The 15,573-nt window shown below is 67.9% G+C and carries 11 protein-coding genes; 6 read left to right on the top strand and 5 right to left on the bottom strand.

Annotation, left to right across the window (positions count from 1 at the left end):
• Positions 1-7 precede the first annotated feature (7 nt).
• Complete coding sequence (locus H6717_22940; GenBank protein MCB9579902.1) at positions 8-2,482, bottom strand: hypothetical protein; 2,475 nt, start codon at positions 2,480-2,482, stop codon at positions 8-10.
• 85 nt (positions 2,483-2,567) lie between these two features.
• Between H6717_22940 and H6717_22935 the strand changes: the two genes are divergently transcribed.
• Complete coding sequence (locus tag H6717_22935; protein ID MCB9579901.1) at positions 2,568-3,935, top strand: serine/threonine protein kinase; 1,368 nt, start codon at positions 2,568-2,570, stop codon at positions 3,933-3,935.
• A 64-nt stretch (positions 3,936-3,999) separates the two neighbouring features.
• Here the strand turns inward: H6717_22935 and H6717_22930 are convergent, their stop codons facing one another.
• Positions 4,000-4,743: a 3'-5' exonuclease gene (locus H6717_22930; protein MCB9579900.1), complete on the bottom strand. Its 744-nt coding sequence runs from the start codon at positions 4,741-4,743 to the stop codon at positions 4,000-4,002.
• On the bottom strand, positions 4,740-5,765 hold the full coding sequence (locus tag H6717_22925) for a thioredoxin domain-containing protein (protein ID MCB9579899.1): 1,026 nt from the start codon (positions 5,763-5,765) through the stop codon (positions 4,740-4,742). The genes H6717_22930 and H6717_22925 overlap by 4 nt, the downstream gene beginning before the upstream one ends.
• Before the next feature lie 128 nt (positions 5,766-5,893).
• Between H6717_22925 and H6717_22920 the strand changes: the two genes are divergently transcribed.
• From H6717_22920 to H6717_22910, 3 genes are read left to right on the top strand one after another with little or no spacing between them, the layout of a single operon-like run.
• On the top strand, positions 5,894-7,471 hold the full coding sequence (locus H6717_22920; GenBank protein MCB9579898.1) for a helix-turn-helix domain-containing protein: 1,578 nt from the start codon (positions 5,894-5,896) through the stop codon (positions 7,469-7,471).
• A gap of 18 nt (positions 7,472-7,489) precedes the next feature.
• A complete protein-coding gene (locus H6717_22915) occupies positions 7,490-8,896 on the top strand; it encodes a glycosyltransferase family 39 protein (protein MCB9579897.1) in 1,407 nt (468 codons plus the stop codon).
• Between the two features lie 13 nt (positions 8,897-8,909).
• Positions 8,910-10,331: a radical SAM protein gene (locus H6717_22910; protein ID MCB9579896.1), complete on the top strand. Its 1,422-nt coding sequence runs from the start codon at positions 8,910-8,912 to the stop codon at positions 10,329-10,331.
• A 4-nt stretch (positions 10,332-10,335) separates the two neighbouring features.
• Here H6717_22910 and H6717_22905 read toward each other — a convergent pair whose 3' ends face one another.
• On the bottom strand, positions 10,336-12,252 hold the full coding sequence (locus H6717_22905) for a tetratricopeptide repeat protein (protein MCB9579895.1): 1,917 nt from the start codon (positions 12,250-12,252) through the stop codon (positions 10,336-10,338).
• A gap of 40 nt (positions 12,253-12,292) precedes the next feature.
• A complete protein-coding gene (locus H6717_22900; GenBank protein MCB9579894.1) occupies positions 12,293-13,279 on the bottom strand; it encodes an AraC family transcriptional regulator in 987 nt (328 codons plus the stop codon).
• A 111-nt stretch (positions 13,280-13,390) separates the two neighbouring features.
• On the opposite strand from H6717_22900, the gene H6717_22895 reads away from it, so the two are divergent.
• Positions 13,391-14,161 carry an outer membrane lipoprotein-sorting protein gene (locus H6717_22895; protein ID MCB9579893.1) on the top strand — a complete coding sequence of 257 codons (771 nt, stop codon included), beginning with the start codon at positions 13,391-13,393 and terminating at the stop codon, positions 14,159-14,161.
• A gap of 2 nt (positions 14,162-14,163) precedes the next feature.
• Positions 14,164-15,570: an ABC transporter permease gene (locus H6717_22890; protein ID MCB9579892.1), complete on the top strand. Its 1,407-nt coding sequence runs from the start codon at positions 14,164-14,166 to the stop codon at positions 15,568-15,570.
• Positions 15,571-15,573: the final 3 nt, after the last annotated feature.

Here is a 15,573-nt window from a genome sequence, read left to right as displayed (position 1 = left end):
GGCGCGGTCACGCCGGCGGCTGGCACTTCACGCCCTGCACGGTGCCGTGATTGTTGCCTTCCTTGCACTCCGTGTTCTTCTCGGTGTCGTCCGCGATCACGTCCACGTCCACGGGAGTTTCCGTGGGCGTGGTCCACAGGCAGCTCACGGTCTCGCACTCTCCGGGCTGCAGTGCCTTGGTGGTGCTGGTTTCACACAGCTTGGTAGTGCCGTCGTAGAAGCCAACGTTCACGCCGGACCCCAGCGGCGCCGTACCGCGATTGCAGATCGGCGCGCTGAGAGTGGCACCCTGGCCGCCGCAGGTGAATCCGGCGATGCCCGCCGTGAGATCCGGCGTGTCCTGTCCGTCCGCGTTGCCCGGCACGTTCTGACGGAAGTTGTTGAGGTCCGACTGCAGCCAGTTCTTCTGCCACGCGCTGGTCTTGGGAATGGTGCCGTCCTCGTTGATGTGGGTGACGGCGTAGGCGTGCTGGCTCCAGATGGTGCGGGAACGCACCCAGCGGTCGTTGGCGTCGGAGTACACGCGGATGCCGCTGACCCCCTTGGGGTGGGCGGCCCGGCACGTGTTGCCGGTGCCCGGCGTGCCGGTGGGCGGCGGCGCGCAGGTGAAGCCTTCGTCCAGGCACGCCGGATCCGTGCCTGCCGCGCAGCACTCGGCCGTGGTGGTGCAGCGGCACAAGCCGTTGTCGCACACGTTGGAGGGGCAGTCCTTGTTCTCCAGACAGCGCACCCCGGGGAACTGGGTGTCCACGCCGTTACCATCCAGCATGTTGCAGGCGATGCCGTTCACGCCGTCGGAGCAAGCGAGGTTCGAGGGCGTCACCAGATCCGCACGGAAGTTGCCGTCGGTGTCGGCAACGATTGGATTTTCGTACCAGGTGCACGACGAGCGATACTGGCTGAAGAGCACCGTGCCGTCGGTGCCGTCGTACACGCGCACGAAGCACTCGTCCGCGTACACCACCTCGGCCTTTCCGTCGTCTTCGAAGTCGAACACGCTGGAGCCGGTGATGTTGCTGGAGATGTCCTGCGTCTGTCGCGACCACAAGATGCCCGCGGGGCAGGGGCTGCCGCTATCGATACAGCCGTTCGAGTTCGTGCAGGCGCCGCCCGGCCGCGGTGACGCCGTGCAGTCGATGTCGTACACCGTGAGGTAGGCCTGACCAGCGACGCCGACCTCCGGCAAACCGTCGCCGTCGTAGTCCGCCACCGTGGGCGCCCCGCCGCCGCCCCCGGGAACGGCGATGGGCCCGAGCACCAGTGTGCCGTCGATGGCGTGGATGTACACGTTGCCGCCGCGAACCACGACGATTTCCGGGTTGGTGGCCGGTACGCCGGCACCGTAGGCGCCGAAATCCGCAACCGCCACGAACCCGGGAGCCGACGCCGTGGCGCCGGGGAAGCCGGTTTCCTGCACCCAGGCGCCCCCGCTCCACTCCCAGATGAACTGGCCGTTGGTGAGCTCGATGGCCGGATCCTGGTCCAGATCCGCCAGCACCGGGTTCAGACCTTGGCTGTAGCTCGCATAGTTCGCCGGGTTCTGACTCTTCACCGTGCCGGTGAGGCCATCGACCACGGCGCCTTCGCGGATCACCTCCGGAACGCCATCGTCGTCCAGGTCGTGAATGGACGTTCCCGCCCACCCGAGGGGACAGCGATGATTGCCGGCGTTGCATGGACCCGCCACCGCGGCGGACGACACCCACAGCCGCGACCAGGTGCCCGCCTTGCGCGTGAACGCCACCAGCGTTCCGTCGGCTCCGTTGGCCACCACCTCCGCGGAGCCGTCACCATCCAGATCGCCGACCGCCACCGGGGCGGACGACACCAAGTAGCCGTCGTGCCCGGCCTGGCCTCCGCCCAGGTTCGCCTCCAGCTGGCAGTTGTCGCCGCGCAGCACGCGAATCACACCGAGGTCCTCGGTGTAGTTGCTGACGACAGTGGCCGTGAAGGGCACCACGATGGAGGGCACGCCGGTACCGCCGGCGTTGAAGTTCACCACCATGGGCGTGGCCTGCACGTCCACGTGGTTCGGGAAAGGATCCCCCGCTGGCGCCTGGGAGAACTCGCATTTCACGGTGGGAGCGAAATTTCCCGGCGGCAGCCCGACCTGGCAGCCCGGATCGAACTTCTTGTCGGGGGGCTGGCCCCACGGGATGCAGCCCGTGTTGGGCTCGCAGTAGGTGTCGTTCTGGCAGTCCTCGTCGTCGTTGCAGGACGTCTGCGTGACGCAGAAACCGTTGATGCAGATCTGCCCCTCGGGACAACCGCCTGGACACGTGGTGCTCGCCTCGCCGCCGGTGCCTTGGTCGCCGATCAGGTTCTGATCGGAGCTGGCGTCACCACCGCTCCCCTTGCCCCCGGTCCCGGGGTCGTTGGTGGTGGTACCACCGTCTTCACCACAACCGCTGCATGCCTGACCTACGAGTAGAGCGACGGCGACCGTCACTCCCAGCGTGAGTCGGCGAGATTTCAGCATCATGCCGGAGCTCCCTTGACCTGAGCCGCCGGAAACGCTCTCGTCCCGGCATTCAATCGCTCGACGAGCAGTATATCAGGACCCCGAGGTGACGAGCATGCCGGAGCGAGTGGAGTTCGATGGCTGTCAGGTCGTCGAGAAGCTCCGTTCGGGTCCCGTCACTGACCTCTATCACGCGATCCAGAAGCCCCTGGGGCGCCCGGTCCTGATCAAGGCGCTGTCCTCCAGCATCCTGCCGTCCTCGCCCTTTGCCGCCTCCCTGGAGCGAGAAGCGCGGTTGCTCGCGGAGCTGCACCACCCAGGCGTGCTCGCGGTTCACGACTTCGTCCGCAGGGACGAGCGCATGTGGCTGGTGCTGGAGTACGTCGAGGGCCTCTCCCTCGAGGAGCTCATCGAGCGCGTGGGCAAGCTGAATCCGCCGGTGGCGACGGCCATCGCGCTCGAGATTGCCCGCGCCCTGAGCCACGCCCACGGCTTCGGCATCGTGCACCGAGACGTGCAGCCGCGGAACGTGCTGATCGGGTTCTCCGGAAACCTGAAGCTCATCAACTTCACCGTCGCCGTCGACGAGCGCATGCCCACGGCGCCGGAGCTGCTCGATGGCAGCGCGGGCTTCTCCGGACCGTCGTACATGTCCCCGGAGCAGATCCTCGGCGAAGCGTCCGACCCCCGCAGTGACTTGTTCTCGCTCGGCGTGGTGCTCTACGAAATGCTGAGCGGGCGGCGTCCCTTCGATGCTCCGGACCAAGGGACCACCACGCAACGCATCCGACACGAATCTCCGGAGCCGCTCACGCGCAGCGTGGACCACTTGCCCCACGCCCTCGATCGCGCCGTGCGCCGGTGTCTCGAGAAGCTTCCGAGCGATCGCTTCGCGTCCGCCGACGAGCTGTCGTTGATCCTCGAACAGATCCTCGCCGACGCCGACCAGGGCTCCGCGCGCAGCGTGATCTCGCAAGCGCTGGCCGAGGCTTCGATCGCGGACGAGGCGCCCAAATCCCTGGCGCGCCCCACCCGGCCCACGGCGCCGAAACCCGAGCCGGACAGCCTCCGGCCCGCCCTCGCGGGGCTGGTGCTGTGCTCCGTTCTCGCCGTGCTGGGCGGCGGGGCCATCCAAGCGCTGGAGTGGAAGCGCAGCGAAGGCACGCCGCGCACCTCCCCGGCCATAGAGGTTTCACCCTCCATCGCCGGCTACCTGCGGGTGGTGGCCGAGCCCTGGGCCAACGTGATCGTGGATGGCCAAAAGGTCGACACCACTCCCTTCGCGCGGTCCATCGTGCTGGCACCCGGCACCCACTACGTGCGCTTGGAGCACCCGAACGCGCCCACGGAGCGCCGCACCATTCACCTGGTCCCGGGCGAGACCGTGCTGCTCGACGTGAAGATGGCCGTGGAGCACGCGCCGGTGCCGGACGCCGGCATCGTGGATGCCAGCGAGGCCGAAGCCTCTCCCTGAATTTTCTTGTCGGTGCAGCGCGGAAGCGACGGGTATCGCGCCGCACCGACAAAAGGATCGACTCTCAGGATCTGCCGCGCCAGCGGGCGCGCTCTTCGTCTTGCAGGCGACCGACGCGGCGCTGCTCTTGCACGAAGGCGGCGTAGGTCTTGGGGACTCGCGGGTCCGGAGCGAAGGCCGCAAGAACGCGGAGCGCGGCTTCGGCGTCGTCCGAGGCGCGGTGCGCCTGGTTGATCTCGATGCCCAGTCGCGAGCACACCTCGCCCAGGCTCTTGCCCTTCTCCTGCTTGTGCAGCTCGCGGGCCCACACCAGCGGGTCGATCCAGTCCACGCCCTTGCGGCAGGCCGGAGGCAACGTGCCCGGCGGGAAGCCGGCGCGGCCGAGCTCGGCGTTGACGAAGGCGCGATCGAACTCGGCGTTGTAGGCGACGGGAACGCCAAGGGCGAGGGCGGCCAGGACGTCCTGAGCGATGTCCTCGAAGCGCGGCTTGTCCTTCACGTCGTCGTCACTGATGCCGTGGACGTCGAAGGCCTCTTTCGGGATCGGCATGCCGGGATTGCACAGCCAGTTGTGGCTGGCGACGATCTCGCCGCGCTGCCACACGACACACGCGATCTCCACGATGCGATCGAGCGCGGAATCCCGACCGGTGGTCTCGGTGTCGATGCAGACCATGGGCAGGTCGTCCAGGGTCGTCTCGCCGTCCCACTCTTCTGCCAGGCCTACGATGCGCACCGTGAGCAGGTGCGCGATGCCGGGGTAATGCCGCCCCGTGGGGAAGCAACCGACGTCGGAGCCGCCTCTCATTGGCTGGCAGCGGCCTTGGGAGCGCCGCTGGCGATGGGCGCGCCGCTGGCGCTGGGCGCGCCACTGGCGGAGGGTGCCGGCTTCTTGGGCGACGGCTTCTTGGCGACGGCCTTCTTGCCGGTCTTGAGCTCGATCTCGAGCTTCACCCACTTCTCCAGGTCCTCACCGATCTCGAAGTTGTCCAGATCAAAGTGGCGTCCGTTGATGTAGATGAGCGGCGTGCCTTCCAGCCCCAGGGCATCGGCCTGCTTGCGATCCTTGGACACGGCGTCGGCTACGGCTTCGCTCTCCAGGTCTTCCTCGAACTTCTTCATGTCGAGGCCGAGGCCCTTGGCCAGCTCGCGAATCACCGGCAGCTCCGGTTGCTTGGGCTGCAGCTCGAAGAGCGCCTTGTGCATCTCCCAGAACTTGCCCTGGCGCCCTGCAGCGACCGCCGCCCGCGCGGCCTTCTCCGAGTACTTGTGGCTGCTGAGCGGGTAGTTCTTGTAAACGAGGCGAATGCTGTTCGGGTACTTCTCGAGCAGCTCCTCCAGGACGGGCGCGGTACGTCCGCAGAACGGACACTCGAAGTCCGCCCACTCCACGATCTGCACGGGTGCGTCGTCCGGCCCCTTCGCGGGGGACCCGTCCGTGTTGATGCTCTTGACCTGATCCTTGCCGAAGCGCTCCTTGAACGCTGCATCCAGCTGGGAGCGCGTGCGACCCTTTTGGACCTGGCGGACCAGAAACTCTGCGGCCGGCGCGCAGGAGCGACAGTCGCGAGATTCCTTCACGCACTGGGCCAAGCTCACGGGTTGGTCGGGACACGGCGCCAGGAGCTCGGAGACGGCGCTCGACCACTCGCGCTTCTCCCGCGCGGTGAGATCCTTGGTGTCGACGCCGGTGAGCTCCACGATCTCCGTGGGCTCGGCGCCGGCTCCCGGCCCGCGGCCGCCTTCCCCGGGCGAGCGGCAGGTCGAAAGCCTGAGGCTCAGAAGAGAGACCGCGATCACGGCCCCCATCGCTCTCCAGGGCAGCAACATGGCTCGGGGAGCGTAGTGCCAGGTCCCACAAGTTCAAACGGAAATTCGAGTCCTTGCGATTGGAAGGACGAGGAGTTTTTCGCCTAGTGCTGTGACAGCGCGGACAAAGATGCTCTAGATCCGGGCCCATGGCCGAGCGCGACACTCTGCCGCCCACTTCCGACCGGCTGGCGACGCCGCCTCGCCACGTGCGTCACGTGATCGCCGTCGGCGGCGGCCGCGGCGGCGTGGGCAAGAGCGTGCTCACCGTGAACCTCGGGGTGTACCTGGCGCAGCTCGGGCGCACGGTGGTGGTGGTGGACGCGGATCCGGCGGGGGCCGAGCTCCACACCATGCTCGGAATCGATCTACCCGAGTACAAGCCCACCGGAGAAGACGGCGAGGAGGACCTCACGCCGCTGCCCACTCCGGTCCCGGGGTTGATGCTCTTGCCGCAGCTCTACAGCGTCGGCTCCACGGTTCCCATCCGACCCGGGCGCAAGCCGCGTTGGGCCCGCCGCTTGCGCCAGCTCGACGTGGACTGGGTGGTGCTCGACTTGGGAGCCGGTACTGCGCCGGCCACGTTGGATCTGTTCTTGGGCGCGGATCTGGGGATCTGCGTCACGGCGCCGGAGCCGCCCAGCGTGGAGAGCACCTTTCGCTTCATCCGCGCGGTGTTCCAACGGCGCATCCGCCGCACCTTGGTGAAGGATCGTTTCAAGATGCGGCTGGTGGAGCGCGCCCAGAGCGAGCTTCCGCCGCTGCCCGCGCCCCAGGACCTCGCTCGCGCCATCGGCCGCTACGACGTCGCGGCCGGGGAGCTCGCGCTGCAGGAGCTGGCGCGCCTTTCCCCGCTCTTGGTCGTGAACGGCGTCCGGCTGCGGACCGACAGCGACCTGGGCCCTGCGATGTGCGACATGGCCGCTCGCTATCTGGGAGTGGGCTTCGAGTACGTGGGCCACGTGGAGCAGGACGACTCCGTGTGGCTCGGGGTGGTGCGGCGCCGGCCGCTGCTGATCGACAGCCCCACCAGCAAGAGCGCGAGAAACATCGAGCGGATCGCCCGTCGCATCCTGGCCCTGGCCACTACCCGGGAGCACGGCAAGCTGCCCGATCCCATCTCCTTGGTGTCGTCGGATCCGAACCTGTACGACGTGCTCGGCACCCACCGCGGAGCGACGGACGAAGAGGTCCGCCGTGCCTACAAGCGCCAGCGGGATCTGTACCAGACCGGCAGCCTGGCCCTCACCTCGCTGCTCACGGAAGAGGCGCTGCGCACCGAACAAGCGCGCGTGGAAGAGGCCCACGAGACGCTCCTCGATCCCATCCGACGCCGCGCCTACGACATCTCGGTCTTCCCGGACGACGGCGAGGACAAGCCCAAGCGCAGCGAGCAGACCGACGCCGCCCTGGAAGCCGAGCGCGCCATGCTGCGTCAAGAGCTCACGCGGGAGATCAACGCAGAGACGGAGTTCACCGGTCGCCTGCTGGGCAAGGTGCGCGAGTCCCAAGGCATCGAGATCGAGGAAATCGCCGAGCACACCAAGATCAGCTCGGCCCACCTGCGCGCCATCGAAGCCGAAGACTTCAAGAACCTCCCGGCGTTGGTCTACACCCGCGGTTTCGTGCAGCAGGTGGCCAAGTACCTGAAGCTGGATCAAGCGCAGGTGAGCCGGACCTACCTCCGCCGCATGCGGCAGTGGCGTGCCGACACGGGGGAGGCCTAACACCACTCCACCCGGCGGATGACGCGAGCCCGAGACAACAACCGCGCGGACCTCTGGTACGCCGTCGCCCTGCTGGTCGTCGCGCTGATCCCGCGCCTATTCGTGGCCATCGCCTGGGCGCGGGAGCCGGTGTGGGACGGCCACTACTATCACTTCGGTGCCGAGCGCATCGCTCAGGGGCTCGGCTACTCGGAAGACGTGATGGTGCACGGCCAGCTGGTGTGGAAGCCGTGGTGTCACTATCCGGTGGGCTACAGCGCGCTGTTGGGCGCGGTGTACCGCGTTTTCGGGGCCAAGCTGGTGGTGGCGCCGGTGGTGAACGCCATCACCGGGGCCGTCACGGCGGTCGTCGTCTATCGCCTGGCGCGACACTATCTGTCGCCTCGTCGAGCGAAGGTCGCCGGAGCGTTGGTGGCGCTGCACCCCGGGCTCATCGTGTACTCCGCCGCCGTGATGACCGAGGGTCTCGCGGCGCTGCTGCTGGTCGCCGCGCCGCTCGCGCTGGTGGCGTGGCGGGGCAAGTGGCGGGGCGTGATCGGCGCCGGAGTGCTCTTGGGGCTCGCCACCCTGGTGCGCCCCTCGAGCTTGCTGGCAGCTCCCCTGATGGCCTTGATGATGGATGCTGGTGCGGCGCGGAAGCTCGCGGCCGGCGCCCTCGCGACGGCCGTCGCGGTCGTCATGGTCACGCCGTGGTCGCTGAGGAACTGCGCGCAGATGGACGGCTGCGCCTTCGTGTCGACCAATGGTGGCTGGAATCTCGCCATCGGCGCGCTCACCCAGAGCGGCCGATTTCAGACCCTGCGCGCCGCGGACGGCTGCCCCATCGTCACGGGCCAGGTGCAGCAAGATCGCTGTTGGGCGAAGGTCGGGCGAGACGCGATCTTGGCTGCCCCCGGCCACTGGCTCGCCATGATGCCGAAGAAGCTGGGCCACACCTTCGACCACGAGTCCTTCGCCATCGAGTACTTGCGCGAGGCGGATCCCGACTCCTGGCCGGAGGATCGCCGCGTCGCGGGGCGGCAGCTCCTGTCGCTGTTTCATCGCCTCTTGATGGTGGCGGCAGCGCTGGGCGTCGTCGCGCGCGTACGGCCGCGAAAGACGGACCTCAGAGCCTGGCTGCCGCAGATGGCGGCGCTCGTGGTAGTGCTCGCGCTGGGGGTCTTGGGCGCCGCGGACGAGCAGCACCCGTTCTTCTGGCTGGCCGTCGCGATCCCCCTGCTCGCCGTGGTGCCGCTGCCCGCGCGTCCGCGCCAAGGCGCCGTGGGGCGCTACCTGGTCGGGTTGATCTTCGTGACGGTGCTCACCCATGCCGTCTTCTTCGGCGACGACCGCTACCACCTGGTCGTCACTCCCGTACTGTGCCTGCTCGCCGCCGCCGCCCTGCGACGCCCGGCGCCCCGCCCGGACATGGCCCGCCGTGCGTGATACGCTCGCTTGAATGCCGCCGCGCTCGGACTTGGCCCGGCTGAGACTGGAACGGGAGATCTACGCTCGGGTGGTCGCGACGATGGACTATCCGGAAGCGAGCGTGCTGGTGCATGACATCGCGGGATCGCGGTCGCGAAGGTTCACGCCCTCCGAGCTCCGGGATCGCTGGCACAGCGCGATGGAGCGCGCGCCCGAGAACGGGGCATTCAACGTCTACATCCACGTTCCGTACTGCAAATCCATCTGCGATTTCTGCAACTACAAGCGGCTGCACGTGGCCTCTCGTGCGGGGCTCGACGAGTTCGTGGCGTCGATCGAGGCCGAGGTCCGGCTGTTCGCGCCCGCGTTTCGCGGCGTGAAGTTCGGCGCCCTGTTCGTGGGCGGCGGGACTCCCAGCGTGCTGTCGCCGAGCCAACTGGATCGGCTGTTCGACACGCTGTTCTCCGAGCTCTCGTTTCATTCCGGAGCGCAGAAGAACTTCGAGTTCGACCCCATGGTAATGACGCCGGAGCGCCACCAAGTGCTGTCCCGCCATGGATTTTCGCGGTTTTCCTTCGGGATTCAGAGCGTCGACGTCGGCATCAATCGCCTGCACAACCGCGGAGCCCAGACGCGCTCTCACATCGACGCTCAGTTCGAGATGCTGAAGAGCCACGGCGCCGACCACACCAACGTGGACTTCCTCTTGGGCCTCGCCGGGACGGAGCCGGAGAAGATGCTCGCGGAGATCGAGGAGGTCATGGCGCAACATGCACCCGCGGAGATCTCGGTGTACTTCCTGTTTCCCACGCAGGAGTACGTCGACGCACACTTCGACGGTGACTACGCGAAATTTCGTGCGTTCCTCGAGCCCTTCGAGCGCCTGGTTCCCACCGTGCTGCGAGAGCTCGCGGAGAAGTACGACTATCGCATCGGCGGGGACGGCAAGCACATCGTGGTGCTGACCAGCAGCGCGCCACGCCACACTCGCGGGGCCGACCCCAAGCTGTTCTACTGCGACTCACCCGCCAACGCCCACGCGCCGCTCTACGTGCTCGGCTTCGGGGATTCCGCTCGCTCCCGCATCTTCGGCGAGCTCCTGTATCACGCGCAGTACGACTCGCCGGGGTCGGAGGAACGCTACGTGGGCGTGGAAACGACGCTGGACGACGAGGTCTTCACGTATCTGTCCTTCCTGCTCCGCGACGGCGACGTGCTCGACCGCTCGCTCTTCCGACGGACCTTCGGCGTGGATCCCGTGGACGCCCTCGCGCGCCCGCTGCGCAAGCTCTCGAGCCTGAAGGTGGTCACGGTCACGGACTCCGCCGTTCGCTTCGTGGCCCAGAGCCGTGAGGAGCGCATTCGCGACCTCTTGTTCTTCTTGCCGAAGAACCGGCGCGAAGCCTTGGACGGTCTCCTGTCGCGAGGTCCGGCCCACGTGGCAGCGGGCTGACGGCTCAGCGCCGGGGGACGAAGCGCATCTCGCCCTGCGCGGTGAAGTACGTCACGAACGCGCTGGATCGGTTCCCGCGCATCATCACCAAGACATGCTCGAGCACGCTACGAGTCTGGTCTGGGTCGTTGACGGTGCGAAATCGCTCGGTCCCCAGCTCTTGGCACGCGTCGTGAGCCAGGCCCGGCGCTTCGGCCACGAGGCGCGTGAAGGCCTCTCGTAGCGCAGCGCGCCCGCCGTCCAAGAGCGCAGCGTTGATCCAGGAGCTGATGCGCGACGGCGTCAGCTCCAGAGCGATGGTCAGATCCTCGTACGCGGCTTCGGAGTTGCCCAGGCGGCGATGCGCTTCCCCGCGGTAGGCGTACTGCGTGCGCCCCGGCATCACGAGCTTCTCGCCCCGCGCGCACCACTCGATGGCCTGCCGTGGTCGATCCCTGCCGAGCTCCACGGCGCACAGCCCCACGTACGCCCAGCGCGTCTCCCGCGAGACCTCGAGCGCGCGCAGGAACGCGCGCTCCGCGTCGTCGTAGTTGCCGAGCCACAGCTCGATCTCACCCACGTGACACGGGATGGTGGACTCCTGAGGGCGTTCGTCCGCCAGCCCTCGCAGCTGCTCGAGCACCCAGTCGGCGCTGCGCGTCCGCAGTCTCTCTTGCAGCGAGCGCGCCAAGAAGCGCGCGTGCACCGGAGCACGAAGGGACTCGAGCGCGTCGTTTGCCACGAACGTCGGGTGGGGTCCCAGGTTGCCGTGCATCGCGGCGAGCACGCGCTGCAGCCGGTCGGCGATCTCGCGACTGGATTTCGGTTGGCTCGAAGACAGGCCGAGGGCGCGGAACACGGGGGCCAAGAGCACGAACAGCTCGCGGTACAGGTCTTCGTCCAGATTTCCCCGAGCACTGCGTTGGGCGTTGGTCTGCACGAAGGCGACGTAGGCGCCCACGGGGTAGCCGTGCGTCTTCTCGATCCCGCGGTGCAGATCGTCCCAGGCGGCGTCCAGCCGCCCCCGGCGCCGGTGGACCTCGCCGCGCCAGATCAACGCGTCGGCGTCATCCGGCGATCGCTCCAGAACGCGATTCAGCTCGGCTTCGGCGCGATCGAGCTTCCCTTCGAGCACGTCGACCGTCGCCAGCAGGCGCTGCGCGTCCCCGCTGCCCGCGGCCAGCGCGCGGGCTCGCTGCGTCTGCCCACGCCAGCTCGCGAGCTCGGCGAGGAGCAGCTTCGCCCGGGCGCTGCTCTGGGGGAGGTCCGCCGCCAAGCGTTCGGCGGACGCGAAGTCCCCCACCACCAGCAGCAGCTCGGCGGCCTGCAGCGTGCGCTCGGGCTCTTCCCCCGAGCCGGCCCACACGAGCGCCGCGGCGCGCGCCTGCTCCTCACGCTCTGCCGCGGCGGCGGCCCGCGCCTCGTGATGAGCCAAGCTCGGAGTCGGTCCGACCTCCGCGATGACGTCCAGGGCCAGCTCCGGGTCGCCGTCGCCGATCAGGTGATCGACGAGCTCCGCCGCCGCCCACGATGCGCCTTCGGCGATCGCTTCACGATAGCTCGCCATCCCCGCGTGGTGACGACCGAGCACCATCTGCACGCTCGCGAGCGAGCGCAACGCCGCGCTGCGCGCCCTTCCGGAAGTTTTGGCGATCACGCTGGAGAGCGCCGTCTCTGCCGCCGGCCATTCGCGCAACCGCAGCAGGAGAGCGGCCGCGCGGGCCAAGAGCTCGGTGTCGGAGGTGCCGAGCTCCACGCCCCGACACAGATCTTCCACGGCTTCCGTGGGGTCCGATTTCGCCTTCAGCGTTCCGCGCAGCAGCCAGGCGTCGGCCGCTCCGGGCTCCGCCTCCAGCAGCGCGGTGAGCGCGCGCAGGGCCGTGTCCGCGTCGCCGCCCCGCAACGCCGACAAGGCCTTTTTCAGGAGCAGCCGCGACGGCATCTGCGCATCATGGCGCGACGGGGCTCGCGCCGCACCAACATCAACCCGGAAGCGCGCGGTGGCTGCTGCGCCAGGCTTCCGGTGAAGTGCTCGTCCAACGCTTGAATGCACGATGGAAAGCGCTCGAATCGGAGTAGCCGAGGAGCCACGAGAGCTCGGAGATGGCCACGCCGGCTTGCAGGAAATAGAGCGCTTGTTGGCGCCGCACTTCGTCGAGCTCGGCATGGAGCGAAGTGCCCTCTTCGCCCAGCCGGCGCTGCAGCGTTCGCGGGCTCATGTGCATGCGCTCCGCCAGGTGCTCCACCTTCACCTGCCCTTCCGGGAGCAGCTTGCGCAAGAGCGAGCGCACCCGGCCGACGACACTCTGGTCGCCCGGCAGTCGATCCAGCTTGTCGCGCGTGTAGCGGTCGAAGAACGTGCACAGGGCTTCGTTCGCATCGGGCAGCGCCAGCTCCAACAAGCGCGCAGGGAAACGCACTTCGTCGTAGGGCGAGTCGAACTCGATGGGCACGTCGAAGACGCGCTCGTACTCGTCCACCTCCGCCGGCTTCGGGTGCCGGAAGCGCACGCTGTCGAACTCCAGTGCGGGGATGAAGCGCGTCCCGTTCACCACGAAGTCGCAGAACGCCATCTGCACCATCTGCGTGTGAGCGAGGCGTGGCGGCCCATACTGCTCGTAGGTGACGCGCACACGGTCGCCGTCCACGTGTATCTCGTAGCGCTCGCCTTCGGCCCACATGCGTTGGTAGCGAAACATCCGCTCCAGAGCGGCGCCGAAGGTGGCACTGGTGATCATCAGGAATCCCAGGGCATCCAGGTCCTCGAGCCGCAGGCTGGTTGCGAAATGCAGGCCCAAACACGGGTCTCCGAGGGCGGCGTGGCTCGCCTCGATGAGCTCGTAGAGGGCGACCAGGGGAATGCGGCCGTCCACGTCCGCGAGGGCGGCGCGGCTGAGCCCGGCGCCGGCCAAGAGCGCGTCCCCCGGCGCGCCTCGCTGCTCGGCAAAGGCCAGAAATAGCGCTGCCATTCGCGCCCACGCTGTCGGCCCCACGGGATTCGCCACGACGTGGCGCAGAGTATCAGCCCTTCTGGCGTGGATCATCAATGTCGGTGCGGCGCGAGCACGTAGGTTCCTCCCATGCATCGGCTCACTTCGTTCCTGATCGGATTGTTCGCCCTCGTCGCCTTCTCCAGTCCCGCCCGCGCCGGCGAGGTCGACGACCTCGTCCATCGCGCCGACCACGTGCTCCGCGGCAAGACCACCGCCGCGCTGATGAAGATGCGCGTGCACACCAAGAGCTTCGACCGCAGCTACAGCATGGTGTACTGGGCCGACGATCACGGCTCCAAGAACCGCGCTCTCGTGAAGATCCTGGGACCGGCGCGCTGGCGGGGGCACGGCACCCTCAAGGTGGGCGGACGCCTTTCCTTGTACGACCCGAGCGCGGATCGCGTGACGGTGCTCAGCAGCAGCATGTTGGGCGACAGCTGGATGGGGAGCCACTTCACCAACGACGACCTGGTGAAGGAGACGGATCTGGAGAAGGACTACCGCTCCACGCTCGAGAAGACCTGGACCAAGGGCTCTGCGCGCTATTACCGAGTGCTGCTGCGTCCAACGCCCAAAGCGCCGGTGTCGTGGGATCGCATCGTCCTCACGCTGTATCAGGATGGCGACGACGTCATCCCCACGCGCCAGGAGTACTTCAAGAAGGCAAAGCAGACGAAGCCATCACGGGTGATGACGTTCTCCGACGTGAAGGAAATGGGCGGGCGTCGCGTTCCCACCAAGCTCCTGATGCGCGTGACGGCCAAGCCGGGTGAGTACACCGAGCTTCGCTACGAAAAGGTCAAGTTCGACTCCAAGGTGCCCGGCGAAAAGTTCACCGAGCAGGCGCTCAGGAAGTAGTGATGCTGCTCGCCATCGCCTGGCGGAACCTGGGCCGCAATCGGCGTCGGACGCTGATCGCCGGGGCCGGCATCGCCCTGGGTGTCGGCATGTGCATCGCGAGCTTCGGCGTGATGGACGGCATGGGCAGCGACATGGTCCGCTCCATGACCGACGTGCAGCTCGGGCACGTGCAAGTACACGAGCCGGGGTTCTCGTCGCGACCCAAGCTCGAGCTCGCCTTCGGCGACGCAGAAGCGCTGACCCGCGCCGCAGGTGAGACTCCGGGCGTGGAGGCCGTGAGCCCGCGCGTCACGAGCTGGGCCCTGGCGGACAGCGGCAAGAAGTCCGCGGGCGTGCAGCTCGTGGGCGTGGAGCCCGAGCGCGAAGCCCGGCTGACCCGGCTCGACCGCCGCGTGAGCAAGGGCCGATATTTGCCGGCGGCGGCGACGCCGTGGCCCAAAGCGCGAGCGCTGACCGCTGCCGACGAGAAGCTCGATCAGCAGCTGACGGAGGCTGAGGAAGCGGCCGCCGAGCGCGAGATCGACGGACTCGGCGATGCCCCCGATGTTTCCGACGTGAAGGAGCGCACCCAAACGCTCGTCGTTCGCGTCGCGCCCAAGCCCAGCACTCCGCCGCCGCTGCTGTTGGGCGACAAGCTGGCCAAGAAGCTCGGCGTGGAGCCCGGCTCGCGGCTGCGATTGATGACTCGAGACACCGGCGGCGACCCGGTGAACGTCGAGTTTCGTGTGGTCGGCATCGTACACACCGGGGATTCCGCGCTGGATGCCATCCGAGCCGTGGCCAATCTGGCGGACGTTCAGCGCATGCTGAGGCTACCGGATCGCGCGCACGAGCTCGCGATCCGGCTCTCCGATCCGAAGCGCGCACCGGAGGTGGCGCAAGCCCTCGAGGCAAGGAACGAGTTTCACTCCCTCGACGTGAAAACGTGGAAGCAGCTGCGGCCCGACGTGGTGGCGATGGTGCAGACCAACAGCACGCTGACCGCGCTGATGGTGGCCATCATCTTCGCCGTCGCCGCCATCGGTGTGGCGGACACCATCATGATGGCGGTGTTCGAACGCCGGCGAGAGCTCGGCGTGTTGAAGGCGGTCGGGATGCGCCCGGCATCCCTGGTGGCATTGATCACGATAGAGACGTTTCTGCTGGCCTTGTGCGCGTCCGCGGTGGGCGTGGCAGTGGGCGTCGGCCTCGATCTCTACCTGCTGAGAGTCGGCATCCCCCTCACTCGCCTGAGCGACTTCAGCCTCGCCGGAGCATCGATCCCACCGGTGATCCACGCCACGCTGACGCCCGAGGGCGTGGTGCTCCCGTTCGCGATGATGCTGGTCGCAGCGCTCTTGGCCGCAGTGTGGCCCGCCCTCGCCGCCGCTCGCGTAGAGCCGGTGATCGCGATGCAGGACCGGTGAAAC

The organism is Polyangiaceae bacterium, from assembly GCA_020633235.1.
Lineage (GTDB): Bacteria > Myxococcota_A > Polyangia > Polyangiales > Polyangiaceae > JACKEA01.
The sequence above is the reverse complement of the archived record's forward strand: the minus strand, read 5'-3'. Positions and strand labels throughout refer to the sequence as shown.